The 26,304-nt window shown below is 64.4% G+C and carries 27 protein-coding genes; 14 read left to right on the plus strand and 13 right to left on the minus strand.

Features of this window, described 5'->3' with window-relative positions:
- Positions 1-77 precede the first annotated feature (77 nt).
- From K309_RS0116480 to K309_RS0116505, 6 genes are all read right to left on the minus strand, one after another.
- The gene (locus K309_RS0116480) at positions 78-1,604 is read right to left on the minus strand and encodes a Fic family protein (protein ID WP_029047464.1); all 1,527 of its coding nucleotides are present in this window, start codon (positions 1,602-1,604) and stop codon (positions 78-80) included.
- A 215-nt stretch (positions 1,605-1,819) separates the two neighbouring features.
- Positions 1,820-2,845, minus strand: a complete 1,026-nt coding sequence (locus K309_RS0116485) for a tripartite tricarboxylate transporter substrate-binding protein (RefSeq protein WP_051320489.1) — start codon at positions 2,843-2,845, stop codon at positions 1,820-1,822.
- Positions 2,846-2,973: 128 nt separating this feature from the next.
- A complete protein-coding gene (locus tag K309_RS0116490; protein WP_051320490.1) occupies positions 2,974-3,339 on the minus strand; it encodes a DUF4387 domain-containing protein in 366 nt (121 codons plus the stop codon).
- A 26-nt stretch (positions 3,340-3,365) separates the two neighbouring features.
- Positions 3,366-4,727: an acyclic terpene utilization AtuA family protein gene (locus tag K309_RS0116495; RefSeq protein ID WP_029047467.1), complete on the minus strand. Its 1,362-nt coding sequence runs from the start codon at positions 4,725-4,727 to the stop codon at positions 3,366-3,368.
- A gap of 210 nt (positions 4,728-4,937) precedes the next feature.
- Positions 4,938-5,969 (minus strand): sigma-54 interaction domain-containing protein, encoded by a 1,032-nt coding sequence (locus tag K309_RS0116500; protein WP_029047468.1) that lies wholly within the window; start codon positions 5,967-5,969, stop codon positions 4,938-4,940.
- Between the two features lie 147 nt (positions 5,970-6,116).
- The gene (locus K309_RS0116505; RefSeq protein ID WP_029047469.1) at positions 6,117-7,379 is read right to left on the minus strand and encodes a phospholipase D-like domain-containing protein; all 1,263 of its coding nucleotides are present in this window, start codon (positions 7,377-7,379) and stop codon (positions 6,117-6,119) included.
- Positions 7,380-7,562: 183 nt separating this feature from the next.
- On the opposite strand from K309_RS0116505, the gene K309_RS0116510 reads away from it, so the two are divergent.
- The 6 genes from K309_RS0116510 to K309_RS0116535 all read left to right on the plus strand — a co-directional run bounded on the left by K309_RS0116510 (position 7,563) and on the right by K309_RS0116535 (position 11,751).
- Positions 7,563-8,069 (plus strand): GNAT family N-acetyltransferase, encoded by a 507-nt coding sequence (locus K309_RS0116510; protein ID WP_029047470.1) that lies wholly within the window; start codon positions 7,563-7,565, stop codon positions 8,067-8,069.
- Between the two features lie 129 nt (positions 8,070-8,198).
- Positions 8,199-8,534, plus strand: coding sequence for a hypothetical protein (locus tag K309_RS0116515; RefSeq protein ID WP_029047471.1), 336 nt, complete (start codon positions 8,199-8,201; stop codon positions 8,532-8,534).
- A gap of 92 nt (positions 8,535-8,626) precedes the next feature.
- Positions 8,627-9,775 carry a hypothetical protein gene (locus K309_RS0116520; protein ID WP_029047472.1) on the plus strand — a complete coding sequence of 383 codons (1,149 nt, stop codon included), beginning with the start codon at positions 8,627-8,629 and terminating at the stop codon, positions 9,773-9,775.
- A 137-nt stretch (positions 9,776-9,912) separates the two neighbouring features.
- Complete coding sequence (locus K309_RS0116525; protein ID WP_156914382.1) at positions 9,913-10,719, plus strand: hypothetical protein; 807 nt, start codon at positions 9,913-9,915, stop codon at positions 10,717-10,719.
- Between the two features lie 103 nt (positions 10,720-10,822).
- Positions 10,823-11,278 (plus strand): Xre family toxin-antitoxin system antitoxin, encoded by a 456-nt coding sequence (locus tag K309_RS0116530; protein WP_029047474.1) that lies wholly within the window; start codon positions 10,823-10,825, stop codon positions 11,276-11,278.
- Positions 11,275-11,751 carry an RES family NAD+ phosphorylase gene (locus K309_RS0116535; protein WP_156914383.1) on the plus strand — a complete coding sequence of 159 codons (477 nt, stop codon included), beginning with the start codon at positions 11,275-11,277 and terminating at the stop codon, positions 11,749-11,751. Before K309_RS0116530 ends, K309_RS0116535 begins: the two co-directional genes overlap by 4 nt.
- Before the next feature lie 138 nt (positions 11,752-11,889).
- On the opposite strand, the gene K309_RS0116540 is transcribed toward K309_RS0116535, so the two are convergent.
- Entirely contained in the window at positions 11,890-12,477 is a 588-nt protein-coding gene (locus K309_RS0116540; RefSeq protein ID WP_029047476.1) for a hypothetical protein, read from the minus strand.
- 280 nt (positions 12,478-12,757) lie between these two features.
- Here K309_RS0116540 and K309_RS0116545 point away from each other — a divergent pair, with 280 nt between their 5' ends.
- The 5 genes from K309_RS0116545 (at position 12,758) to K309_RS0116565 (ending at position 15,508) form a co-directional block, all read left to right on the plus strand.
- Positions 12,758-13,228, plus strand: a complete 471-nt coding sequence (locus tag K309_RS0116545; RefSeq protein ID WP_029047477.1) for a hypothetical protein — start codon at positions 12,758-12,760, stop codon at positions 13,226-13,228.
- 126 nt (positions 13,229-13,354) lie between these two features.
- Positions 13,355-13,540: a hypothetical protein gene (locus K309_RS0116550; RefSeq protein ID WP_029047478.1), complete on the plus strand. Its 186-nt coding sequence runs from the start codon at positions 13,355-13,357 to the stop codon at positions 13,538-13,540.
- Between the two features lie 147 nt (positions 13,541-13,687).
- Positions 13,688-14,059 carry a hypothetical protein gene (locus K309_RS0116555; RefSeq protein WP_029047479.1) on the plus strand — a complete coding sequence of 124 codons (372 nt, stop codon included), beginning with the start codon at positions 13,688-13,690 and terminating at the stop codon, positions 14,057-14,059.
- Between the two features lie 162 nt (positions 14,060-14,221).
- A complete protein-coding gene (locus K309_RS0116560; RefSeq protein ID WP_029047480.1) occupies positions 14,222-14,650 on the plus strand; it encodes a GNAT family N-acetyltransferase in 429 nt (142 codons plus the stop codon).
- Positions 14,651-14,740: 90 nt separating this feature from the next.
- Positions 14,741-15,508 (plus strand): ParA family protein, encoded by a 768-nt coding sequence (locus K309_RS0116565; protein WP_029047481.1) that lies wholly within the window; start codon positions 14,741-14,743, stop codon positions 15,506-15,508.
- A 31-nt stretch (positions 15,509-15,539) separates the two neighbouring features.
- On the opposite strand, the gene K309_RS0116570 is transcribed toward K309_RS0116565, so the two are convergent.
- Positions 15,540-17,561: a BTAD domain-containing putative transcriptional regulator gene (locus K309_RS0116570; RefSeq protein ID WP_029047482.1), complete on the minus strand. Its 2,022-nt coding sequence runs from the start codon at positions 17,559-17,561 to the stop codon at positions 15,540-15,542.
- A gap of 96 nt (positions 17,562-17,657) precedes the next feature.
- On the opposite strand from K309_RS0116570, the gene K309_RS0116575 reads away from it, so the two are divergent.
- On the plus strand, positions 17,658-18,929 hold the full coding sequence (locus tag K309_RS0116575; RefSeq protein WP_035877696.1) for an MFS transporter: 1,272 nt from the start codon (positions 17,658-17,660) through the stop codon (positions 18,927-18,929).
- Between the two features lie 10 nt (positions 18,930-18,939).
- Complete coding sequence (locus K309_RS0116580) at positions 18,940-19,770, plus strand: alpha/beta fold hydrolase (protein WP_035877697.1); 831 nt, start codon at positions 18,940-18,942, stop codon at positions 19,768-19,770.
- 24 nt (positions 19,771-19,794) lie between these two features.
- Here K309_RS0116580 and K309_RS0116585 read toward each other — a convergent pair whose 3' ends face one another.
- The 5 genes from K309_RS0116585 to K309_RS0116605 all read right to left on the minus strand — a co-directional run bounded on the left by K309_RS0116585 (position 19,795) and on the right by K309_RS0116605 (position 25,527).
- Complete coding sequence (locus K309_RS0116585) at positions 19,795-20,748, minus strand: hypothetical protein (RefSeq protein ID WP_051320492.1); 954 nt, start codon at positions 20,746-20,748, stop codon at positions 19,795-19,797.
- 165 nt (positions 20,749-20,913) lie between these two features.
- Positions 20,914-21,891, minus strand: coding sequence for a Bug family tripartite tricarboxylate transporter substrate binding protein (locus K309_RS0116590; RefSeq protein ID WP_029047486.1), 978 nt, complete (start codon positions 21,889-21,891; stop codon positions 20,914-20,916).
- Positions 21,892-22,019: 128 nt separating this feature from the next.
- The gene (locus tag K309_RS0116595) at positions 22,020-23,261 is read right to left on the minus strand and encodes a CaiB/BaiF CoA transferase family protein (RefSeq protein WP_029047487.1); all 1,242 of its coding nucleotides are present in this window, start codon (positions 23,259-23,261) and stop codon (positions 22,020-22,022) included.
- Between the two features lie 302 nt (positions 23,262-23,563).
- Positions 23,564-25,225: a cation acetate symporter gene (locus K309_RS0116600; RefSeq protein ID WP_029047488.1), complete on the minus strand. Its 1,662-nt coding sequence runs from the start codon at positions 25,223-25,225 to the stop codon at positions 23,564-23,566.
- Entirely contained in the window at positions 25,222-25,527 is a 306-nt protein-coding gene (locus K309_RS0116605; RefSeq protein ID WP_029047489.1) for a DUF485 domain-containing protein, read from the minus strand. The genes K309_RS0116600 and K309_RS0116605 overlap by 4 nt, the downstream gene beginning before the upstream one ends.
- Positions 25,528-25,927: 400 nt before the next feature.
- Between K309_RS0116605 and K309_RS0116610 the strand changes: the two genes are divergently transcribed.
- On the plus strand, positions 25,928-26,242 hold the full coding sequence (locus K309_RS0116610) for a hypothetical protein (RefSeq protein WP_029047490.1): 315 nt from the start codon (positions 25,928-25,930) through the stop codon (positions 26,240-26,242).
- Positions 26,243-26,304 lie beyond the last annotated feature (62 nt).

Below are 26,304 nucleotides of genomic sequence, written 5' to 3' on the forward strand. Positions count from 1 at the left end.
TGGCCGCTACGGATATCCGATTTTGGCAATCGTGCGGCGCCCGAGGCGCCCGAGGTGCCTGAAACACGCTCGCGAAATCAGGCCGCCTTTGCCGTGGCTTCGAAGTAGTCCGCGAATTCGTCGCGCACCACTTCCTCGATCCGTGCAATCTCCGCATCGGACAATTCGGTGAATTTCGCGCGCTTGCGGTTGGAGAGCTCGCCGTGGTTCTGCACGACCAGGTCGATCAGGTTGGTGAGGCGCGCCTGGCGCAGGTCCAGCCATCCTTCGATGCGGGCCACGCTGGCATCGAAGGCCTTCAGGTAGCGGATCTCCAGCGCCAGGTCTTCTTCGACGCACTGCTGGACGCATTCGAAGACAAACTCGCAAAGCGCCGTCGCATCGAACGACGCATAGAGCCAATAGGGTTGTGGCGACTTGATGAGAATCGTGTCGCTGTCCGCGTCAAGCACATAGTTCAGCAGTCCCGTGCGAGGCGCCGAGTAGTCCTTCAGCAAGCCGGCGTAGACCGGCAGGTTTTTCAGCATGCTGGCCGATACCGGCAACACGACGCCCTCTGGCGTCACGCCGGCCTGGCGCAACAGATGGTGGATCAGGAAGCGGTGGAGGCGCCCGTTGCCGTCGTAGAACGGGTGGATATAGACAAAGCCGAATGCAACGCACGCCGCGATGACGAGCGGGTGCGCGGCTTTCGTCTTGATCAGGCCGGCAACCTGTGCCAGGCCTTCCATCATCGGCTCGACCTGCTGCGGGGGCGGGGGGATGTAGTCGGCAATGTTGCGCAGCCGTCCGCCGCGCGAGAGCCAGTTCTGGCGATCGCGATAGGCGTACTCCGCCCGGATCGATGAAATGATCTCGTTCTGCCATTCGCAGAACTGCGCCTCGTCGAGTGGCACGGCCGCACCGGCAAACTCCAGCAGGCGCCTGAACCTGGCGACACGCTGGTTGTCGGGCAGCTCTTTCTCGATCGAATAGGTCGAACGCGTTTCGGCGAGGTAGAGATAGTCCACCGCGCGCGCCAGGACTTCCGGTTCGAGCCGGTTGATCGCGGCGGCGATCTTGCCCGGGAGATCGGCGCCGATGAATGCCTGGAGGCGCTCGGTGCGACGCACCAAGGGGCAGAATGCCGCCGGGCCGAGGTGGTTGTTCAGGATGCCGAACTGGGCGTCGAGCTGGCTGTCGCCCGTAACGTAGTCCGCTTCGTCGAGCGCCGCAACGCGGGCAGTTCCGGCCGGCAGCTTGTAGTCGAACTGCGCGCCGGCAAGCCACTTGGCATAGAAACCGCTGAGCCGCGCGTACCGCGATCCGGGCGAAGCCGCCAGCCACTGCCGTACCTCCTCAACCGCCTCCTGATGCTCGAACAGCGCGGCCAGCACGGTCAGATTCAGCGGTTCCTTGCGCAGCGCAAAGGTGAGATGGTCGAGGGTCGTATCGTCGCCGCGGTAGCGATTTCTGGGATAGACAGTCTTTACGCTGCCGTCAGCGCCGGTATGCGTGCTCAGCACGCCTGTCTTGTCCGCCAGTTCCGATATCGAATGCAGGGGCGGAACGCGCAGCTTGAACCTGGCAATCAGGGCGCTGTAGCCGAGTGGAGCGTAAGCCATAAGCGGACTGAGGAGTGAGGTAATGGAGGCATGGAGGATTACCAGAGTTTATACGTCGATTACTACTTCGTCTATTTATGGCGCATCGGCTTACCACATTGCATATGCCGGCCGAGCGCCCAAATTGCCAGATCACCTATGCGGCTTATCCAAACACCTACCGGATACGCTCTCGATTACCGATTCGCATACGGCCGATAGTGTGACGCATGGGTCTATTCCGCAATGATCTTGCGTTCCGCGGCAATCCGCTTCCATTGCGCGAGATCGTGCTTCATCCGCGCGCCAAACTCGGCCGGACTGACAGCCAGCGGACGCGAGCCATCCGGCTCCAGCACCATGCGCACCTCCTGCGAGGCAGCGATCTCGGCGATTTCCCGATTGAGCCGCTGCACCAGCGCCGCCGGCGTCCCGGCCGGGGCCAGCACCCCGACCCAGATCTCGATGCCATAGCCCGGCACCGACGCCGCCAGCGTTGGCAACTCCGGGAAAGCGGGATTCGGTGTGGCCGACGTCACGGCCAGCGGCTTGACCTTGCCGGATTTGATCTGCGTGGCGATCGAACTGTAGTTCGACATCATCACATCGATCTGCCCCGCGGCCAGGTCGATCAGCGCATTGGCCGCGCCCTTGTACGGCACGTGCATCATCTGCACCCGGGAGGCGTCGCACAGCATCTCTGACGCAAGGTGGCCCAGCGATCCGACGCCGGCCGAGCCGTAGGTGATGGCCCCCGGCTTCGCGCGCGCGGCGGCGATCAGTTCCGCGGCGGTGCGGATCGACTTCGACGCCGCGAGCGTGGACGACACCGCCAGCAGCAGCGGCCCGTCGGCAACCAGCGCAACCGGCGCGAACGCGGTCAGCGGGTCATATGGCGAGCGCGCTTGCGTCGCCGCGGCGGTCAGGAAGGTCGACGACGTCAGCAACAGCACCGATCCGTCGCGTGGCGACTTGGCGACGTAATCCGCGCCCAGCACGCCTGCCACGCCGGGCCGGTTCTCCACGATCACCGTGTTGCCGAGCTGACGGGCCAATGCCGGCGCAATCGCGCGAGCGATCACGTCGTTGCTGGCGCCTGCCGAGAACGGCACCACGATCCGCATCAGCGGCGGCACGGCAGCTGCATTGTCCGCGGGCGCGGCGCCGGCCGTGGCGGCGAGCGCCAGCGCTGCCGTGGCAATAGCCGCCGGCAGGGTGCGCGCCAGGCGGGTCCAAATGCGCTTGAAAGAGGTCTTGTTCATACGTCTGTCCGAACTCATCGTAGTGCAGCAAGGCTGCAGGACGGCACCGCCGGCGCAACCGGGCGGCGCCGGCGATGCCACAGGCCCGCGCGCGGCCAGCCGGGCCGGCCGCGCTGGCTGTGCGCAGGTCAGGCCGGAATCTCCAGTTCCAGCAGCGGTGCATACTGCTGGGCGCCAAAGATGTCGCCGTCGCCGGCGCTGCCGCTCGGGCGCTGGCGGTACATGGTGAACTTGATCGCGAAGGCCGGATCGTATTCGACGAAATCGCTGATGCGCGTGGCCGGGACGCCGAACAGCGCGGCCATGCTTTCGCGGCTCAGCACCCGGGACCGCTTGACGCGCTCATACTGCGCCGCCTCGCGGAAGATGATGTCGAACGTGATCTTGTTGACCCCGGCGTTCTTGCTGCGGATGGTCTTGGCAAGTTCGTGCAGCTTCTGCGCGGGCGCATGGGGGGCGGGCGCGGCGAACGCGGTCGGATTGGCAGTGGTCATGATGGATCTCCTGGAAACCTGGCGCCTCAGACGCCGGCCTCGACAACATGGGTGGGAAACAGTGCCAGCGGATCGTGCACCGCCATCGTGTGGTTCAGCGTCCAGCGATAGGCGGGGCTGGCGCGCAGCACCTCGTCCAGCGGGAACGACACCGAGCCGGCGGTGCCTTTGACGTCCGGCAGGCGCGCATAGAACATCTGGCGCAGGCCGATCATCGCGACTTCCTCCGCCATCTCGCGCGTTGGCGCCACGCCCTGCACCATGACGCACAACTCATGGCCGGGACGGTCGCGCAGCGGTTCCAGCTCGCCCATCACGCCGTCGCGTCCGTAGACGTTGTAGTGCAGCTCGTAGCCGTTATCGCCGAAGCGCGCGCGCACCTGGTCGCGGGCCCAGGCGATCACGCGGTCCACATTGGCAATCGTGTACGGGTCGCGGATGCCGCAAAGCCCCACATACCGCTCGCCGACCTTGCCGGCGCCTTCCAGCTTGACGCGCACGAGCTGGTCGGGCTCGAAGCGCGAACCGGTGATGCGGGTGGTGCGCGGATCGAGCTGCTCGTAGCGGCAATGGCGCATGTCGAGCCTGCCGCCCGCGACGAATTCCTCGAACGGGTTGGAGCGTTCATACATGGCATGGCCGGCCACCGAGGCAACGGTGCAGCGCTGGTCCGGATGCATCGCGGTGACGCGGACGTCGTCGCGGGTGATCTCGCCCAGTACCGTTTCCTTGCCGCCATACGGCTCCGCGCAGAAGGAGGCGCACTCCAGCACCTTGCCCAGATAGTAGGCGTGGTCCGCCGCGAAGCCATGGTGCAGCGCCGGCGCGGCAAACACGGCGGCGTCGGAGCTGCGGCCACCGATGATCACGTCTGCGCCCTGGCGCAGCAGTTCGAGATACGGATGCACGCCGGCCATAGCGACGATGCGCTCGGTGCTGTCCAGCTCGGACAGCGTCAGGTCGGCAAAGCCGTCGAGGCCCCGGATGGTCTCGCCGGCGCCGAGCTTCTCGCGGACCAGCGACGTGGGAACCTCCGAGTAGAAGTAGCCGATGCGAAAGCGCCTGAGCCCGTGCCGTTGCGCCAGTTCGCGGATGATGCTGACGTAAAGGTCGACCCGGCTGTTGGTGCCCGTGTCGCCAGCCGAGCCGATGATCATCGGCACGCCCAGGCGCCGCGAGGCCAGCAGCATGTGCTCCAGGTCGTGGCGCTGCCACGCCTCGGGGCTGGTCGAAGTATCCGAGCCGAGCGGCACCGGGCCCACGTCATCGCTGCCCGAATCGGCCGCGATGTAGTCCGGCCGGGCGGCCACGCCAAGCTCGAAGCTGCCGGTGCGCAGCGGCGCAAAGCCGAGATGGCCGTTGGGGCAAATGATCTTCAGCGACTGCATGCAAGGTTCTCCGGTTAGGTGTCGCTTTATCCGATTAAGCGAGTCACACGACACTTATTGAGCAGAAGCCGTGCCAGCCGAAGACGCCAGATTTTTTGCTTTTAAATCAAGGGTATGTGGAATGGGGCAGGGTGGGCTGCGTGGAGCGCACGCGAGCGCGGCCGAGCGCGCCGCGTGTTTTCCACGCGGATGCGTGAAATGCGCGCAGGGTCAGTCCGCGGCCAGGCCGAGCTTGCTCATCTGGTGCCGGAGTGCGTGGCGGCTCAGGCCAAGCCGGCGCGCCGCCTCGGCAAGATTGCCATGGCATGTCGCCAGCGTCTGGCCGAGCAGCGCCGCCTGGAATTGCGCCGTGGCGGCGTGGTAATCCAGGCCATCCGCCAGCGCGGCGCTTGCCGCGGGCGCAGCCGCGCTGGCGACAGGAGCGGCATCGGCGGAAGGCGCGAGGCTCGTGCCGGAGGTGTCAGTGCCCCCGGTGGCGCGCAGGATCCGCGCGGGCAGGTGGGCCGGCAGCACGCAGTCGCCCTGCTCGAGCAGGCAGATGCGTTCCAGCAGGTTTTCCAGTTCCCGCACATTGCCCGGCCAGCGATACGCGCGGAAGATCCGCTCGACTTCCGGGGCGAGCCGATCCATGCGGCTGCCGTACTGCCGGTTGTAGCGCTGCAGCGCGCCATGCGCGAGCAGCAGGATGTCGTCGCCGCGCTCGCGCAGCGGCGGGATATTGATCGCGATGACCTGCAGGCGGTAGTACAGGTCCTCGCGGAACTTGCCGGCGTTGACCTCGCTGAGCAGGATCTTGTTGGTGGCGGCGATGAAGCGCACATCCACGCTGATCGGCTTGACCGCGCCGACCCGGCGGAACCGGCCGGTATCGAGCAGCGTCAGCAGCTTGGACTGCATGACCAGGTCCAGCTCGCGTACTTCGTCCAGGAACACGGTGCCGCCGTTGCCGGCCTCGATCAACCCTTCCTTCTTGCCGACCGCGCCGGTGAACGCGCCGCGCTCATGGCCGAACAGCTCGGATTCGAGCAATTGCGCCGGGATCGCGGCGCAGTTGATGTCGATGAATTCCGCGCTGGCGCGGCTCGATTGCTGGTGCAGCATGCGAGCCACCAGGCTTTTTCCGGTGCCGGTCTCGCCGTACAGCAAGACCGTGCGCGCCTGGCTGCCGGCCACGCGGGCAACGAGGTCGCGCAAGGCGACAATCGATGGATGGTTTCCGACGAGTTGCAGTGGGGCGTTCATCGCGGGCGGATGGCTGGCCAGGGCGCTGATGGAGCGCGCGGACTGGCATGACCGTGGGGGGCTGAATCGCCAGCATCATAACCCGCGGGGTGAGCCGGGGCAGCGCCGGAAGCCGGGGAACCCGCACCCCAAGGCCCGCGTCAGGGGTCAGAGTTGGGGGCCAATCAGCGAAGACATCCGGTCGCGCAGTTTTTCGGTCCAGGGACGGTTGGCCCACTGTTCATAGGTCTTGGGGCGCGACAATTTCAGGTCTTCCTCGAAGATCCTGGTCTGCTCGGCGGCAAACCCGGCATCCAGGATATTCAGCGTGGCTTCGTCATTGAGACGGAATGACCGGTTATCGAAATTGGTCGAACCGACCGACACCAGCAGGTTATCAACGATCAGCACCTTGCAGTGGTACATCGTCGGCGCGTATTCGGCGATCACGGCGCCTGCCTTCAGCAGATTGCCCCAGCGCCGGCGCGACGCGGCGCGCACCGTCTCCGAATCGATATGCTCGCCCGGCACGATCACGCGCAGCCTGACGCCTCTTGCCAGGGCCGCCAGCAACGCTTTTTCCGTCAGTTCGTCGGGCACGAAGTAGGCCGCCGACAAATCGATCGTTCGCGCGGCCGCCGTGATGGCAAGGTGGTACATCAGCGCCATGCTCTCGCTGCCGCCGGTGGGCGAACTGCTGAACATCTGGGCGCGGCCGTTGCCGACCGGGGGCAATTCAGGAAAGTACTCCGGCCCATGCGGCACCGCGCCGCTGACCTTGATCCAGTTGTCCAGGAATACGGACTGCATCTGGCCAACCACGGGGCCTTCCACCTGGAAATGCGTATCGCGCCAGTGGTCGGGATCCTGCGCATTGCCGGTCCATTCCGGCGCGATGCCGACGCCGCCGGTAAAGCCAATCGTGCCGTCGACCACCAGCACCTTGCGGTGCGTACGGTTGTTGAGCTTGCCGACGGTGTACCACCGCACCGGGTGGTAGCGGCGCACGTCCACGCCGGCGCCGGTCATGATGTCCAGCACGGACTTGTCGATCTTCGAGCTGCCGACGGCGTCCAGCAGCACTTGTACCTTGACACCCGCCCTGGCCCGTTCGGAAAGGGCCTGCGCGAATTCATTGCCGATATCGCCGGACCAATAGATGTACGACTCGAAATTGATCGTTTGCTTCGCGCTTCGGATCGCACCCAGCATCGCTGGAAAGATCTCGTCGCCATTCCTGAGCACGCGAAAGCGGTTGCCATCGACGACCGGAGGCCCGAGCAGTACGCCCAGTTCGCGGACAAATTGCGGATCGGCCAGGCTGTAGAGCCGGTCGAGGCGGCGCTCGATGCGCTTTTCGCCACCAATCAGGTTGTACGCGACAATGCCGCCGAGGGCGGCCACAAGAATGGCGGCAAGCAATGCGAGCATTCGGCCCTTTCTACGCGCCCCTGGAAAGGCGTGGCGGATCACGCAAGCACCATGATGTCTGGTCCAAGAATCGAGAATTGCGCCGGCAAGCTGGCGACTTTCACAGCATACTGCCCGGAATTGGCAGTTTCAAAGCGAGGCTCACAGGTATTCTTGATCGACAAAGACACCCGGAAAAGAGACATGGGCATCCACATCCGCAATGAGCAGGGCGCCGACTCCGACACCATCGCACGGCTGACGGAAGCCGCGTTCCGCGGCGAGCCGCACTCAAGCCATACCGAGCACTTCATCGTCAATGCACTGCGCCGCGATGGGCAACTGACTGTGTCACTCGTGGCAGCGGACGGCGATGCCATCGTCGGCCATGTCGCCGTCTCGCCGGTGACGATTTCGTCCGGAGCAACGGCATGGTATGGCCTGGGGCCGATCTCCGTGTTGCCCGGGCGGCAAGGGCAAGGAATCGGCACGAACCTGATGAAGGCGGCCCTGGTTGAACTGCGGCGCCTCGGCGGCGCTGGCTGCGTGGTGCTCGGCAGCCCGGCGTACTACGGCCGTTTTGGATTCAAGGCGCATGCCGGCCTGGTGCTGCCCGGCGTTCCCCAGGAATACTTCCAGGCCGTAGCCTTCGGCGGAGAAATGCCGGTTGGCGACGTGTGTTACCACCAGGCGTTCGACGCGACGGAGTAAGGGACATAACCGGCACACAGCAGGCGGTTACTCCCCTTGGTGGCATGGAAGCCGATCTTCTAGCATAGATACGCTGGACAGGCGACCGACAAGGCAGGGGAGCGCCCGACATGACCGGTTACGAATCAAGTGACGGTGACGAAGCTTCAGGAGGTAATGGCTATGTCTGCAACAAGGATCGAGATGTGCGACCAGGATGGCGACGGGGTATTGACCATTCGAGATGACGGCGCCGAATTTTCAGGAGTCGCACTTGAGCTTTCGAATCTTTTCGGTGAAGACGTGGTCGCGGACCTTGACAAGCACCAGTTGCTCAACTGGTGCGAGACGGTCGCTGCCCATCTTCGCAACCAGGGCGTTACGCCAAATGAGAGCGCTCAGGAGGGCTACGTCAACAAGACCAGTCAAACCCGCACGAAAGAGCAGCCTGGCGTCGCGGAACTTTTGCAGTCGGCATCATCTTGACCCTGACAAACGCTAAACGCTCTGCATGGTGTCATGCGACGACCAGGTTGCCTGCGGAACGGGCTGGCCGAGGGGCGGGGGACATAATGAGAATGAGGCTGGTGCTCTGGCTCGTCGCTGCAGCGATTCTATTGCCTCGCGTGGCCCTTGCCACCGACTTCGGCAGCAAGGGCGGGCCAGAGCCGGCCAACATCGAACAGATCGCGGCACGGCTTCGCGAGGATCCCTACGACCTGGAGTTGCTGATCAGCTTCGGCACGTCCAAAGGCGGTTCGGCCGGTCATATTGCACTGGCGCTCCGTGACGATGCGCCTGGCGACGAGGTGGTTTATTCGGCCAACTTCTATGCGGACCGAGACCGCAAGCACGCGAGCGGCTACTACACCACCGATCTGATGATCGCCATACCCAAGCAGGAGTATCTGTTCAGGACGGTCTCCACGGTCGCCGAGACCGCATCGTTTGGGCTGGATTTTGGCGAAATCTACAAGCGCTCGGTCATCGGTGTGCGTGTCTACGGGGTGCCGGCGGGGGACAGGGCGGCCCTGGTCGCATACTTCCGCCGCATCAACGAAGACTATCACCGGCGGCGCAGTGACACCGAGTATCACCGAGGCGAAATCAAGTATGACTACCTGCGCCTGAACTGCGCCAAGACCATCGGCGCCGCCTTCAAGTTTGGCGCCGGCTACCGCGACCTGGAGGTGACCAGCGCGAGAGTTCTGTCAGGACGGCGCGTGGTGGCGGCAGCCACCGCCAACGTCCCTACCGAGATGGCGATGAAGCTGATCAGGGAGTGGGGCCGGCGCGAGTATGGAATGGACGTGGTGCTGTACAAGAAGTACCGTGGCTCGGCCTATGTCGACCCACAAGACGAAGAGAAAGTGGCATTCAAGGACCTGCCCGACCGCTTTCCCTCGGTCCTGTCGCTAGACTTCCGCCGCGACGCCGGCGCTTACCAGGATTATGACAACCTCCTGGCGATGTACCTCCTTTTCAACCTCGGTAAATACAGCGTGCGTGTCAACGAACACACGATGCTGCTCGAGATCGAGAAATCGAAGAATCCCATGCCCTATCCCGAGGCGCTGAAGCTCGCCACCCGCGATGCCAGGACCGATAGCGAAAATTACCAGCGCCATATCGAGTTCCGCCCGAGCGGCGAGAGGATCGGCGAGGCGCCGGACAACACGCACCTTTACCACTTCACCGATGACGCGCCTGGGAAGAGGGCGCGCTAACTGGGGCCCGATACAGGCAATCCCAGAGCGCCGGCGAAGGCCACTGCGGCCCGGTAAAATAGTGGTCTGTCTTGACTGGTAGTGATGGACAGTGCACAGATGAAGTCTGTGCACTGCGTTGTTTGTAGGGGAGTAGAGTGGTTTTCCTGGATTTGTTCCGAACCAAGAAAAAGGCAATCGCGCCGCCGCCTGGAGCGCTGCGCATTCCGTCTGCGCCCACAGCGGGTGTTCCTGTCCGCGCTTACGACCGGGTTTTCGCGCAAGTGATGGAAACGGTCGAGGGCATTTCCGCGGAAGAGAAATCCCAACTGCGGGACCTGGTGACCGAGACGGGTAGCGATGGGCTGAATCTCGGAGGTTACTTCGAGAAAGGTTATGAAGTCTTCTTCAAGGGCCGCCAGTGGAAGTGGGTCGAGTATGAAGAATGGCACGATACATTTGAGCGGCTGGGATCCTTCCCGTCCAACTGGATCGATGTGAATCAGATCGCCAGACTCGGCACGCGAAACACCTATGACAAGCTGCTGGAACTAAAGATATTCGAGCTCCGGGAATTCCTGTCCGCCGAGGGGATTTCTTTCGACCTAGACACCCCCAAGGCTCAACTAGCGTCCCTGGCGGAACACTCACCAGGTTTGACCGCGTCGTCTCTGTGGGCGCGCCTGCATCAGAACGAGGAAGAGGCACGGCAGAAAGCAGAAGCGCGTCGGCCAAAGGCACTCTATGACTTGTTGATGCGGACCATCGCCTATCGGGCCAAGAGCGTTCGCGACCTCGAGCGGGCGCACTCCAACGGAATCCACCGGCACGAAGTCATGCTCGTCCTGGAAGCGGACCGCAAGTTCATCGATCTCGCGCGCAAGAAGAATCCCCAGGCCGTGCCGCCGTACTATCCCAACGACTTTACGCAACTCAGGCCTATCGTCGACTTCAGCAAGCAGTAACCTGCGGCGCGGCTGGCGGAGTGCCTCAAGGTCGACATTCACCCTTCTGGCAGGACTTTGGCAAAATGCCTATAATCGAATGGCAAATTGCCAAGGTGCAGATATGCAGACGATAGATTTCAAGCCCTCGGGTAGCGGGGCGCCGCAGAACCGCTATCTTGACAGCCTGAGTGACGTTCTCAGGACAAACATTCGCTCAGGCGCGGATCTTGTCGCGCTCGCCGTGCAGCGGCTGCCGGCCGAGACCATGGAGCGCTTGCTGCATGCAGGTCTGGCGTGGGAAGAGATCAGCTTTATTATCCCGCGCCGCACGCTCAGCCACAGGCGTGAACGGGGCGAGTCGCTCACGGTGGATGAATCGGACAAGGCCATTCGGCTGGCGCGGATTCTCGCGCAAGCCATTTCCACCTTCGGCCAGGCCGATCGGGCACTGTCCTGGCTGAGAGCCGGCCAGCAACGCTTTGCCGGCAAGTCGCCGCTTGAACTGGCGGGTACGGAACAGGGCGCGCGCCTTGTCGAGGAAGAACTACTTCAGATCGACGAAGGGTATTTCGCCTGATGTACCTGTGGCGGATCAGCAATTACGCCGACCTGAAAGGGTTGGGCGGACTTCGGGCGGGCGGCCGGTGGCACTTTCCAGGCCAGCCCGTCGTCTATCTCGCGGAGCATCCCGCGCTGGCATTCCTGGAGATCCTCGTCCATCACGAGGCGGCGAAGATCGAGGACCTGCCGAAGCAATACCAGCTGCTCCAGGTCGAAGTCCCCGAGTCGGTGGCAGTGGCCGAAATTGCAGCATTGCCCGAAAACTGGAAAACCGACAGCCAGTGGTCCAAAAGCGCCGGCACGGAATGGCTTGCTGCCCGCACCAGCTTGCTGCTGAAGGTGCCGAGCGTGCTTGTGCCATACGCCTCCAACTACGTCCTCAATCCGGAACATCCGGATGCGACCGCCGTCACGATTATCCTGGCCACGCGCGTCGACCACGATCCGAGGATTCTGTCGCTGCTGACAGAGCCGAAAGCGCAGGGCTAGACAGCCTTGGCCAGGCGATACCCGGCAAAGAAAATGTCACTTAGCCCCTACAGATTTTTTCGCATAATAAACCTTATGTTAAATATCGCCTAGCCGGTCATTCCCCGCGTTGGCTTGATTACCCTGGTCACGCCACCATCAGCGGCTCGCTTTGGGCGTCATCGATACGGCAAAGGCTTCGGTGTAGACCGCCTGCACCTGGTCGCCGCGCCGGATGGCCTTGAGCTGCTGGGGATCGCTGACATGCACGTCCACCGTTTTCCCTTTTGGACCCTTGAGCGTCACCATGCCGGCCTTGTGGTTGACGTTCACGACATCCGCAGTCACGGTCACCTCCCGGCCGATGCTGCCGCCAGGCTTGGCTCCGGGCGGTGCGCGTTCGATCGTTTCCCGCTCGATAGCCGAGCGCACGCCGGTCTGCCGGGTCATGCTCACGGACAGCGCTTGCTTGTACTCGACGGTCACCACGTCGCCAATGCGGATCTGGTCGAAGTTCCGGACGTCGTCGCCGACCTGCAGGTCGGTAACCTTGCCTTGCTTGTTCCTTAACGAGACTGTGCGTGTGGCACTGTCGATGGCGACCACGGTCGAGGTCGTCTTGACCGTCTCCGTCGCCATCACCGCCCCGACGCCGGACGCGACATGCACGTTGGATTCTGGCTGGGCTAGCGCTACGCCACTGGCTGCGACGAGTGCGCAGGCGACGAATAGCTTGTCGAAATGCATGCTCGGCTCCATTGCGCGGAGAAACTTTCGGATACGTGAGGTTTAGTTCATCCACGCCAAAGTACAAGGCGTGCGACACGTCACAGGCATTCAGCAACGCGCGCTTGAATGACTGTTGCTCAAGCTTTCCCGGTGTTTCGAAGACTTGCCGGCCACGCCATCGTCAGGCAGTTTTCCAGACCTGAACTTGTGGGCTCGAAGCCACAGAACCTTACCTGCCTGTTTGGATCACCTAGACTACCGGACAGCGGCAAACATAGCGCGCGGTAAGGGAGAAGACATGGAAGCGACCTTCTTTCCCGCCACCCTGGTGGCGGCGGCAATCGCTTGTTTCGTATGGCAATTGCGAAACCGGTTTCTGCTGTACTGCAAATCCTATCTTCTGCTCAACGGACTCGTGGTAGCGCCGGTCAATGGTCGAGAAGTGTCCCTGGTCGGCCACTATGACGGTCGGGATATCAGTGGCGTGGTCCCGGCGGAGACCATTTTCTACAGGATCGAGTCGCCCTTGAAAAAGAAGCTTGTGCCCGCCGAACCCGCACAAGGCGATGAGCCGATCGTGCACGCATGGGATGCGCCAAAGTACTCGGTACAGATGTTCTGCCGGGGCGAGATGATATGGTCGGGTGCGGTTTCGCGACGCGAAGCACTACGGATACGCGAGGCAGTCGAGGCTTTCCGCAAGCGCGCCCGGGCGCCTCGAAGCGGAGACCAGGCGGTTCATGACGTGCAGCTGCTCTGGGTGGATTGAAGACTTCGGAGAATCCCGGCGCGCAGGATACTTGCCATGGATTTTCGCGCAATCGGCCAAAAGGATTAACCGCATTTAACCCTTCTCCTCGTTGCCAAGTCCTGGTTTGCGCTGAAGAATGCAGTCATGGACGAAGGGAGGCTGACGATGGAAATGCGTTGGGAGAAACTCTACTCTGGCGGCTTGGCCGAATTTCACAAGTCCGATTCCGAGGTCCGTCGTTCGGCGCGGCGCGCAAGCGCGTTCGAGGCAGTGTGGCTGGGAATGCTGCTGATGGTATTGATAATCGCCAGCGCCCTCCTCTTTAAATGAATCCGACACCGGGATGCCTGGATCCATGCCGTCCCCAGCCAGGGTGTCCGGCTAGGATAGCCGAGTCATGCACCTCGCAGCCGCTTGCGTCATGCCCCGCGTCGTAGGTATAGTCACCCGCGATGACTCCATCGCGGAGACTTGCCAATGAGCGCCTTCATTGCACGCAGCCGGGCCAGCGCAGTGGCGTACATCAACGCCTGCGCGAAAGGTACCGTCGAGCTGGACTATGAGACAGCGTGGGAGGATGCGATCGAGCTCGGGCGGCTTGGCCAGCGGCTGGGTGTCGATGTCCAGTACCGGACAGTCGAGCATATTTGCGTCGAGTCTGCCGACGCCTTGACACGCGGGCTGCGTGAAAAGAAGCTGACCTTCAGACAGCGATACCTCTATTGCAGGTTCGACATGATTGCGCTGCCCGAGGCGGTCCTGTGCGAACTCGAGTCCCTTGCGATCGAGCATGGCGACTATATCTTGCCCGGCCATTTGCTCGGGGAAACAACCCTGGTCTGGCGCTAGCGATTTCCACGAGAAAACTGCGACCTGCAGTCTGGCGTCGTGACCTGATGTGACGCCTTGATATGGCGACGGATAGGCAAATCCACCTAAGGATCAATCCCTACAGGCAGCATGCCCCCTCGAAAATAGGATAAGAGGACGAACTACGCGAGGGTTTCCTCTATGCGTCCTCACTATGCTACCGAGGCGGACTGGCCGGACATTAAAGCACTCCTGCACGCCTCATCATTATCCGTGGCCGGGGTTCAGGACCGGATCGGCCAATACATGGTAATTCGGGATAACGCCGGCCTGCTGGGTTGCGCAGGGTTGGAGCGCTATGCGAACACGGGCGTTCTGAGAGGCCTTGCGGTTGCACAGCGCGCGCGGTCAGCCGGCCTTGGCGAACTCCTCATTTCCGCCATCGTCGCAGACGTCCGCCGCGAGGGCGTCGAGTCGATCGTGCTGCAAACCAGCAACGCGTCCGGCTACTTCGCGCGAATGGGCTTTATGCCCATCAGCTACGCGGAACTGGCTCCGGCGGTCCTTGCCTCCCCGGCACTGCGCCGCGACCAGGTCGAAGCCGGAATGCTGATGCAGATCGCGCTGTGAGAATCGCCACAATCGCCACCTCTGCCATGGCCGCGCCCTCCCTCGCTAAGGTATGCTTTCGCCTTCAAAACGGTCCTGGCAGGGGAAGAAATGCGGCGCGTCGTATTCAATCAGAAAGGCGGAGTTGGCAAGTCAACAATCGTATGCAATCTCGCGGCGATCAGTGCCAGCGAAGGCTTGCGCACTTTGGTCGTCGACCTGGATGCCCAAGGCAATTCGACCCAGTACCTGATGGGCGCGCGCGCCGGCGAGGCGAGCCCGAGCGCGGCAAACTTCTTCGAGGCGTCCCTGGCCTACAGTTTCAAGCCGGTGGACCTGGCGTCGTTTATCCATCCGACGCCTTTCGAGAACCTCGACGTGATGCCAGCGCATGCCGACCTCGACGCGCTGCATGGCAAGCTTGAATCCCGCTACAAGATCTACAAGCTGCGCGATGCGCTGATCGAACTGGAGGCAACCTACGATGCGATTTACATCGACACCCCTCCGGCCCTGAATTTCTATACCCGTTCGGCGCTGATTGCGGTGGAGCGCTGCCTGATCCCGTTCGACTGCGACGATTTTTCCCGGCGCGCCCTCTATACGCTGCTCGATAACGTGAAGGAAATCCAGCAAGACCATAACGACGCGCTGGAGGTCGAGGGCATCGTCATCAACCAGTTCCAGCCGCGTGCCAGCCTGCCGGCAAAGCTGGTCGAAGAACTGGTCACCGAGGGGTTGCCGGTACTTGAGTCGCGGCTGTCTTCCTCGGTGAAGATCAGGGAATCGCACCAGCACGCCATGCCGATGATCCACCTTGACCCGCGGCACAAGCTGTCGCAGGAGTACCTGGCGCTGCACCGGGAGCTGGCAGGCTGAGGGCCACCGTTGCAACGCCGGCTCAGCGCATTCAGCGGAATCCGATACGCCGCGCTCCTTCCCGGAACAGCGCTTCCCCGTCGGCATCGAACGGGAACGTCAGCAGGAAGTCGTCGAGCGTATAGTGCGGCGCGACCTTGTAGATCGCCGCGGCCTGGGACCGCGCCCGCTCCAGCGAGTCGGCCAGCGCCAGCGTGCAGGCGGCGATGGCGTGGATATGCGGAAAGACATTGGGCCGCGCGGCGGCCTTGACGGCCCAGCCGGCGGCTTCCTCGAACTGCCCGAGCCGGACCAGCGCCATCGCCCGCGTCGCCAGCATGCCGAACAGCATCGGGTCGAACGGGCTCAGCTGGCGTGACAGGTCCGATGAATCGATAGCCGCCTGCGGGTCGCCGGAGATCGAGCGGACGAACGACAGGTTGTAGTGCCCCAACGCGAAGTTGGGGCTCAGGTCGATGGATTGCTCCAGCTCGCCGACGGACTCTTCGGGGCGGCCCCGCAGCCACAGCGCCCGGCCCATCGCCCAGTGCACCGCGGGGTCGCGGTCATCCGCCATCATGCCCTGCACCGCGGCTTCGTAGGCCTTGTCGATCTCCGGTCCGCGCTTCTCCCAGTTCTGGAATGCGTCCTGGAAATGCGTGAAGGACAGGCCCGCGTAGGCGCGCGAGAAGGTGGGATCCATCCGCAGCGCCGTCTGGAAGAAATGCCGGGCCATCTCGTTGTCGGCCCGGCGATACCGGTACATGTGCCACAGGCCGCAGTGGTAGGCTTCCCACGCATCGAGCGAGCCCGGTGGCTTCAGGATGGCGCGGTTGCGCTCCAGCGTCTCGATTTCGCTGGCGATGGAGGCGACGATGCGGTTGCCGACTTCTTCCAGCACAAGGAAAGCATCGTCCAGCTTGTGGTGGAAGGTGTCCGCCCAGACGATCCGGGCGCTGCGGGTCTCGGCCAGTTCGACAGTCACGGTCAGGCGCCCTTCCCGCGTGTTGACGGTGCCGCCCACGACGTAGTCGACATTCAGTGTCCGGCCTGCTTCTTCCGCGCCGACGTGGCGCTCATGCAGCGCAAACACGGTTCCCTGTGCAATGACAAACAGGCTGCGCAGCTTGGCAAGCCGCGTGATGATGTCGTGCGCCAGTGCATCGGCAGCGCCGCCGCGCGCCAGCGCGGCGGTGGAAGGGTCGACGAAAGGCATCACCGCGATGGAGCCGTGCCGCGAAATTGCCGGTGAGGCGTCGGTGGCGGCAGCGACGCTGGCGACCCCGGCTACCTCGACGACCGCGGTGCGGCTGGCCGCCCCAGCCACCGACGCGGCCATGGCCGAGCGCCAGGCATTGCGGATCGGCCGGCTGTCCAGCCCTTCGGCCTCGAACAGCCTGGTGGTTGCGGCGACATGCTCTTCCCCTTCGCGAAGGCGGCCCTGGCGTGCAAGCGCGGCAAGGATGGTTGCGTGCACATGCTGGTCGAATGGCGCCAGTTCGCGCCACTTGTCCAGGTAGCCGAACGTTTCTTCGCCGGCAGCGCCCTGCGCGAGCTGCTCAAGCAGTGCGACGTGGCAGGCCCGGAGGCGCCGCCGTTGCGCGGTGAGCCATGTGCTGAATGCCGGGCAGCGCCCAAGCTCGAGGCCTTCCAGGAAATCTCCTTCGAACAGCACCGCCAGGTCGCGCTGCCGCTCCGCTGCCAGTGTCGTGACGCCTGCTTCCATCGCCTGCGAGACCGCCAGCGCGTCGACAAACCCGTCTGTCAGGTCCAGCCAGATCGTGTCCCCTCTGGTGCGCAGCCGCTGCCGTGCATCGGAATCGACGAGCTTGCGGATCCGGCTGAGGCACCAGCGTAATTCGCCGCGTGGATCGTTGGGCACCTCCCACAGCAGTTCGCACAGCTGGCTGCGCAATACAGGCCGTGGCGCAAGTGCCAGGTATGCGAGCAGTGCGCGGACTTTCCTCGACGCCGGCAGCGAAAGCGCAATGCCCTGCTGATGGACACGAAGCGGCCCAAGCATCCGGATCTGCACAGGCGGGATGCCGGGATCGGGCGGCCGGTGAGATTCCACGGCAATTTCCACGCCGGCTACCACGCGCCCTTCCACGCGCGCGGCAAAAGATCGGGACCGGAACGACCTGGAACAGACAGGAAAGGAGACAGGACCATGGACACCACCGTGCGTGTGCGCAGCCGCAGTCATCTGACCATCGCCCTCGCGGCCGGAGCGGTCTTCGCGCTGGGGCTGGGCCTGCGCCAGTCGCTGCCGCTCTTCATCAGCTTACTCAACTCTCATACCGGCGTCGGCTATGCCACCGTCAGCCTGGCCTTTGGTGTCTCGCAGCTGATGTGGGGCGTGGCGCAGCCGGTCGCGGGCGCGATCGCCGACCGCTGGGGACCGCGGCCGGTGATGATCGCCGGTGCCACGCTGTTTGCGGCCGCGGTCGCGGCCACGCCGGCCGCGGACAATGCCATTGCACTGATGCTGCTAATCGGGGTGGCCGCCGCTGCCGGCTCCGGGGCGATCGGGCCGGCCATGCTGATGTCGGCAGCGAACCGGCTGATCCCCGAGGTACACCGCGCCATGGCGAGCGGCATTGTCAACGCGGGCGGCTCGGTCGGCCAGTTCACGATCCTGCCCCTGACCCAGTTGCTGATCGGCACCGCGGGCTGGCAGCCGGCCCTGGTGCTGCTGGGCGCCGCAGGACTGGCCGCGATCCCGGCAATCCGGGTCATCACCCGCGCGGCGCCGGCGCATGCCAACGCCCACGCCAGCGCCGCGGGCGACAGTACGGAGTGCGGGGCCAAGGTTGGCGAGGCCAGGGTGGGAGAAGCATTACGCGGCGCATTGCGCGATCCCAGCTTTCTACTTCTCAGCGCAGGCTTCTTCGCCTGTGGCTTCCACATTGCCTTCATTTCGACGCACCTGCCCGGCGTGGTCGCGCTTTGTGGAATGCCCGCCACGGTCAGCGCGTGGTCGCTGTCGCTGATCGGCCTGTGCAACATCCTGGGGAGCCTGTTCATCGGCAAGGTTATCCAGGCCGCGTCGATGAAATATGCGCTGGCCGTCCTTTACTTCGCGCGGGCCTTGCTGATCATGGCGTTCTTCATGGCGCCGAAGACGCCGGTGAGCTTCGCCCTGTTTGCTGCCGGGCTCGGTTTCACCTACCTGTCGACCGTTCCGCCGACCATCGGCCTGGTCGCCAGGCTGCGCGGGGCCCGCTATCTGGCCACGCTATTCGGCGTCGTCATGCTGTCGCACCAGCTTGGCGGATTTCTCGGCGCCTGGCTTGGTGGCAAGGCGTTCGAGATGACCGGCAGCTACGACTGGATGTGGCAGGCCGACATCGCGCTTTGCCTGCTTGCCGCGATGCTGCACCTGCCGATCCGCGAGGCACGCCCGCTGCCCGTCGTTGCCGGGCAGGTCCAACCCACCTGAGGAGACTGCCATGCGTTCATTTCACTCGGCATCGCTGCCTGTGCCCTCTCAGCCCTTCCTCCGTGAGGCGGGGACCGGACCCGGCGTCGTCTGCATCCATGCCAATGCCGGCACCTCAGGACAATGGCGTGCGCTGATGGAACACCTCGCACCGAGGTTCCACGTCCTGGCGCCCGATTCCTATGACGCGGGCCAGGGTCCGCACTGGCCGTCGGACCGGGTCATTTCGCTGCGCGACGAGGTGACGCTGATCGAGCCGGTGCTTGGCAAGGCTGGCACGTCGCTGGCCCTGGTGGGGCATTCGTATGGCGCCGCGGTGGCACTGGTCGCCGCGCTGGCGCAACCCGGCCGCGTGCGCGCCGTCGTGCTGTACGAGCCCACGCTGTTCTCGCTGCTCGATGCGCAACAGCCCGCGCCGAATGACGCCGATGGCATTCGCCATACCGTCGCCGCCGCGGCCGCCGCGCTCGACGCCGGCAACGAAGACGCCGCTGCCGGGCACTTTATCGACTACTGGATGGGAGCGGGAGCGTGGCGGCAGACACCCGCACAACGCAAGCCACCGATTGCCGCGTCGGTGAAGAATGTCCGCCGGTGGGCGCATGCGCTGTTCACGGAGCCCACGCCGCTGCAGGCATTCCGCTCACTCGACGTACCGGTGCTCTACCTGGCCGGCAAGCGCTCGACGCCGTCGGCGCATGGCGTGGCGCGGCTGCTGACGGCGGCACTGCCGCGGGTGGAAGTGGTGGAGTTCGCGCAGCTCGGGCATATGGGCCCGTTGACGCATCCGGAGACGGTCAACCCGGTGATCGCGGCGTTCCTCGAGCGCCACCGGCAATGAGCCACGTCCATTCACCCATTGCTGCTACAAGGCGAGCGTAAACGGCAACAAGAGCGCATTCACCAACAGCAAGCCGAAGAAAAGGATCGCGATGGCCGCGGAGACGGCGCGAGGCCGTCCCTGCCCTGCACCCGCCGTTCGCCGCGTCCACAGGAAACCGGCACCCATGCCGAGCACGGCCAGCCCGGAAAATACGCTCTCCGCGGTCAGCGCGGCCGGGTAGGCCCGGGCGGGGGTGGTATTGAAGCTCTCGATGAACGGAAGCGACGCCATCCCAGGGTCTGGCCGCGGTGGCGCGGCGGCGGCAACCGGCGGCCGTGCGGGCACCTCCGGTTCCTGAGCCGCTTGCGTGGCAAGCAACGCTGCCACCGGCAATGCGTCCGGAGCGGGCTGCGCCGGTGGTTCGTCGGGTACGGCGACCAGTGCAGGGGCCACCAGTGGAGGGGCCACCAGGGCTGGGGCCGGCGCTGGCGTGGCTGCCGGCTCCTGGAGGGGCAGGGTTGCCGGAGTTGCCGGGACTATCGGCTTTATCGTGACTTTGGCCGTGGGCGGCGTCGGTACAGGCCGCTCCGACGCATTTTTCATCGAGTCCCGTTCCCGCCAGAAGCGGGCGAACAGGCTTTCCAGGCAGCGTGCCGACTCGCAGGCATCGCGCCGCGCACGCCACGCCGTGATGTCGGCATTGTCGATCCTGCCCTTGCGCAACATCCGTTGCTGCTCGGCGTAGATGCGCTCGTAACGGTCGGACAGCCTGGAGGAATCGCAGATCAGGGCCTGCCGCTGGCGCGGCCTGGGCTCGTCGGTCGCCAGCGAGCATCGCACGCCGGAACCATCCGGATTATTGCAGCGGACCGTGGATTCGCCCGCAGGCGACCTGCATGCGATGTCGGAGGCCCATGCGCCGCCGACGGCGAAAAGGCACGCGGCAACAGCCGCGGCAACCAGCGAGGGCAGGCGCCACAGGATCCTTTTCATCATGATGCCCCATCGTGAATCGGTCCAAGGCTTCCAAGCTAGTCGCTAGTTGGCGCGTCATACAAGTGCTGGTTTTCGCAAGCCTGCGTCAGCGCACATGACGCGAGGCTTGCGGGCGGGAAAGCGCGCTGTCGTTCTCTCGCGGCAACCCGTTGCGGGCGAAACGCGTTATTCGACCGCGATGCCCTTGTCGCGGATGACCTTGCCCCACTTGGCATAGTCCGAGCGGATGCGCTGGCCCATCTGTGCCGGTGCCTGGTAGCCGGCGATGGCGCCCGCCTTCAGCAGCTTGTCCTGCACGTCCTTGTCAGCCAGGATCTTGCCGACTTCGCCGGAGATGCGGTCGACCACGTCCTTGGGCGTGCCCGGCGGCGCCAGCAGCCCGCCCCACGACACCGCGTCATAGCCCTTGAAGCCCTGCTCGGCAATGGTCTTGACGTCGGGCAGCATGGCCACGCGCTGCGGCGAGCCGACGGCGATGGCGCGCAGCTTGCCGGCCTGGATGTGCGGCAGCGCCGCGACCAGGTCGGCGTACATGATGGGCACCTGGCCGCCGATGGTGTCGCTGATCGCCGGCACCCCGCCCTTGTAGGGCACGTGCTGCATCTCGAAGCCGCCCATCTGCTTGAGCAGTTCCATGCTCAGATGGCCGAAGCTGCCGGCGCCGGAGCTGGTGTAGTTGAGCTTGCCCGGCTGCGCCTTGGCCTGCGCGATCAGCTTGGACAGGTCGGTCACGTTGGGCAGCAGCGTCGGGTTGACCACCACCACGATCGGCAGGTCATAGACCGTCGCCACCGGCGTGAAATCCTTGGTGGTGTCGTATCCCGCCTTCTTGTACAGGAACGGTGCCAGCAGCGTCGGCGTGGCCAGCATCATCAGCGTGTAGCCATCCGGCGCGCTCTTGGCGACCTGGGCCGCGGCGATGGAGCCCGACGCACCGGCGCGGTTTTCCACCACCACCGGCTGCTTGAGGGCTTCGCCCAGCTTCTGGCCGACGATGCGCGATGCGGTATCCGTGGGCCCGCCCGGCGGGAATGGCACGACCAGCTTGATGGGCTTGGCTGGCCACGATTGGGCGAAGGCGCCGCTGACCAGCAGCGGTGCGGCGGCCAGCGCCAGGATCGCGCGGCGGCGGGAGTGAACCATACGGGTAATGTCTCGAATACGCACTTTCTTGTTCCAGTTGAATCAGCGCAAGGCAATCCAGCCCCCTTGCCGGGCGCGCTGCGCGTGCGCCATGGGCCTGCCATGGGCACCACGCGCGGCGCGAATGCTCAGGCGGACGCGTCCGGCAGCGTCAGCACGCCGCTGGCCTGCAGCGCCTGCAACTGCTCGTCGCTCAGCTGCAGCAGGTTTTGCAGCACGGCCCGCGTGCCTTCGCCCAGCGTGGGCGGCGCGCTGCGGATCGGCAGGCGCTGGCCATCGAGCCGGTAAGGCGGCGCGAACACATGGGTGGTGCCTGCGACCGGATGCGGCATCTCGCGCAGCAGGCCGCCCTGGCGGGTGCGTTCGCTGGTCAGTGCCTCGTGCAGCCCTGCCACCTTGCCGCACGGAATGCCGCAGGCGCTCATGCGCTCGAGCAGCAGGTCGCGCGCAAAGCTGCGGATCAGGCCCGTGATCAGCGGGGTCAGCGTCTCGCGGTTTCTGGCGCGCTCGACATTGGTGGCGTAGCGCGGATCCTCGACGACGTCCGGGCGCTCGATCACCTGGCGGCAGAACTTGTCGAACTGGCTGTTGTTGCCCACCGCGATGATCAGCGGGCCATCGGCGGCCTCGAACATGCCGTAGGGCACGATCGACGGATGGGCATTGCCGTAGCGGGCCGGATCGCGCCCCAGCAGCATGGCGTCCAGGCCGTAGTAGCCGGTCACCATCAGGCCGCAGTCGTACAGCGCCATTTCGATCAGCTGGCCCTTGCCCTTGCGCTCGCGGCGGAACAGTGCCGCCAGCACGGCCTGCGCGGCGTACATGCCGGTCATCAGGTCCACCACGGCCACGCCAAACTTCAGCGGCGGCGTGTCGGCTTCGCCATTGAGCGCCATCAGCCCGGCCTCGCCCTGGATCACCAGGTCATAGCCAGGGCGCTTGGCCTCGGGGCCGCTGCTGTTGTAGCCGGATACCGCGCAGTAGATCAGTTCGGGCTTGATGGCCTTGAGCTGTTCGTAGCCCAGGCCCAGCTTCTCGGCGCCGCCGGTCTTGAAATTGTGGATGACCACGTCGAACTGCGGCAGCAGGTCGTAGACGATCTGCACGCCTTCCCTGCTCTGCAGGTCCAGCGTGATCGACCGCTTGTTGCGGTTCATGCTGTTGAAGTACGTGGTCTCGGTCTTGCCGATGCGCATGCCCCAGTCGCGCGTATCGTCGCCGCGTCCGGGGTGCTCCACCTTGACGACTTCTGCGCCGAAATCGGCCAGGACCTGCCCGCACAGCGGGCCGGCAAACACACGCGACAGATCGAGTACGCGCACCCCCTCAAGCGGGAAGTCGATGCCTTGGGATGATTCGGGCGTCTGCAAGTCTTGTCTCCTTGGGCTGTTTCGAGGTACGAGCCGTCTTTGGGAAATCGTAGCCCATGCCGGGCTGGCGGCACGCATGGCAGGCGTGGCTGCGGTGTGGCGCTGAGGTGTGGCGCGGTCAGCCCATCATTCTTGCTTGGATAAATAGCCTATACAATCCCAATCGACATTGACAAAATGTTCAATAGAATTTGACAACGCTCCGCGCAGGAGCCCAAATGCGTGGCGCCCGGGCATCCGACTGGAGTCGAATGCCCGGGCGCCACGTTGACTTCACATTTACCGGAACGGTACTGCCTGCTTCAGTGGCTGGCTCCCTCCACCGCGCCGATGCCGGTCTCGGAACGCAGTTCCTGCGCCTCGAAGCCAGCCTTGTCCACGCGGGCCCGCGTCGACTTGTCTGTCACCGAGAAGAACCAGATCCCCAGGAAGCCGGCAGTCATCGAGAACAGCGCCGGCGACGTGTAGGGGAACGGCGCGCTGCTGAAGTGGAACACGTCCACCCACACCGCCTGCGACAGGATGGTCAGCACCACCGCCGACAACAGCCCGATAAAGCCGCCGACCGTGGCGCCGCGGGTGGTGCAGCCCTTCCACAGCACCGACATGAACAGCACCGGGAAGTTGGCCGACGCCGCCACGGCAAACGCCAGCGACACCATGAAGGCGATGTTCTGCTTCTCGAACACGATGCCGAGCACCACCGCGACCAGGCCAAGGATGATCGTGGTGATGCGCGAGACGCGCAGTTCCACCGAACTCGTTGCCTGACCCTTCTTGAAGACCGTGGCATAGAGATCGTGCGAGACGGCCGAGGCACCGGCAAGCGTCAGGCCCGCGACCACCGCGAGGATGGTGGCAAAGGCCACGGCGGAGATGAAGCCGAGGAACACGTTGCCGCCCACCGCGCTGGCCAGGTGCACCGCCGCCATGTTGATGCCGCCCAGCAGCTTGCCGCTGCCGTCCTGGAAGCTGGCGTTGGTACCCACCAGCACGATCGCGCCGAAGCCGATGATAAAGGTCAGGATGTAGAAGTACCCGATCCACGTGGTCGCCCAGAACACCGACTTGCGCGCCTCCTTGGCATTGGGCACGGTAAAGAAGCGCATCAGCACGTGCGGCAGGCCGGCGGTGCCGAACATCAGCGCAATGCCGAACGAGATCGCGGAGACGGGATCCTTGATGAAGTTGCCCGGGCTCATGATCGAGTCCTGCTTGGCATGGACCTCCACCGCCTTGGCGAACAGCGCCTCGGGGCTGAACTGATACTGCGCCAGCACCATGAACGCCATGAACGAGGCGCCGCCAAGCAGCAGGCAAGCCTTGATGATCTGCACCCAGGTGGTCGCGGTCATGCCGCCGAACAGCACGTACACCATCATCAGCGCGCCGACGATGACCACCGCGACCCAGTATTCCAGCCCGAACAGCAGCTTGATCAGCTGCCCCGCGCCGACCATCTGCGCGATCAGGTAGAACGCCACCACCACCAGCGTGCCCGACGCCGCGAACGCTCGCACCGGCGCTTGCTTGAAGCGGTACGCGGCGACGTCGGCAAAGGTGAAGCGGCCCAGGTTGCGCAGCCGCTCCGCCATCAGGAACGTGATGACGGGCCAGCCCACCAGGAAGCCGATCGAATAGATCAGCCCGTCATAGCCGTTGGCATACACCGCGGCGGATATGCCAAGGAACGACGCCGCAGACATGAAGTCGCCGGCGATCGCCAGGCCGTTCTGGAAGCCGGTGATGCCACCGCCGCCGGTGTAGAACGCCGCGGCGGACTTGGTCTTGGAGGCCGCCCACTTGGTGATGTAGAGCGTGCCGAGGACGAACACCACGAACATGCCGATGGCGGTCCAGTTGGTCGGCTGGCGCACGGCCTGCCCCATGTCGCCGCCGGCGGCGAACACGCCCGCCGACAGCAGCAGCGCCGCGGCGCCGAAGATTGCGTGACGGGCGTTCATGCGACCTCCCGCTTGATACGTTCGGTCAGCTCGTCGTAGGTGCGGTTGGCATGCTGCACATACAGCCCGGTGATGACCACCGTGAAGACGATCACGAACAGCCCGATCGGCATGCCCCACGTCATCACGCCCTCGCCCATCTTCCTGGCAAGCAGTTCCTTGTCGAAGGCGATCAGCAGCACGTAGCCGTAGTAGATCACCAGCGTCGCCGCGGTCAGCAGCCAGCCGAGGCGCGAACGCCTGCGCACAAGCCGCAAGTAATTGGGATTGGCCTTCAGTCGCCTGACCAGATCTTCATGCATTCCTGTCTCCTGCCATCTATGCGTGGTCTTGCCCGGTTCACCCGTGGCGGGACGCCGCGAGTCCGTGCTGCATAAGTTAATGGCCGCCCCTTACCTGCTTCTTACACGGGCCAGAAATCGGCACCGGGTAAACGCTGAGGCGAGGCGAGGGGCAGGAGGCTCCCCGCGATGTCGGTTGTTGGTTGGCAAGGGCGGCGCATGCGCCGCAAGTCGGGCCGCGCCCAACACTCTTGCCGATGGACGAGCGGCATTTGCACGCGTGGCGGGACGCCGGCGGCATTTTCCTGCCACTGCATCCGGTGGCATGGCTCCTGCGTAAGAGCAAGCGGACGCTGCAGCGTTCTGCCCGCTTTCTCTGACCGTTTTTCTGCTTCTCCTTACCGTTTATCGGAGTACCGCCATGATTCGACAGTTCGCTCACACGTTCCTTGCCACCGCCGCGATCGCAGTGGCCTGCACCGCCAGCGTCGCCCATGCCGCAGCGCCGCGCGACAGCGGGCATGCCGGCGACAAGTACGGCTATTCGTTCCGGGTCGGCATGCACGATGTGTTCAGCGACGGCGCACGCGCCGGCCGCTTCGATGTGTTTGCCGAAGGCGCCAGCACCGAGGCTCCGGCCGCCAATGCGCAGTACATTTCGGGCCTGGACCGCAGCGGCGTGTCAGCGGATCCGGCGCGCAAGTTCGACGTCTATTCCGACGGGGCATTGGCCTAGGCAATGCCGGAGAACAGCGCGTCGAGTATCCGCCTCGAATGACAATCAGCGGCGTGCTTGCG

It is taken from the genome of Cupriavidus phytohabitans (assembly GCF_000426345.1).
Taxonomy (GTDB): domain Bacteria; phylum Pseudomonadota; class Gammaproteobacteria; order Burkholderiales; family Burkholderiaceae; genus Cupriavidus.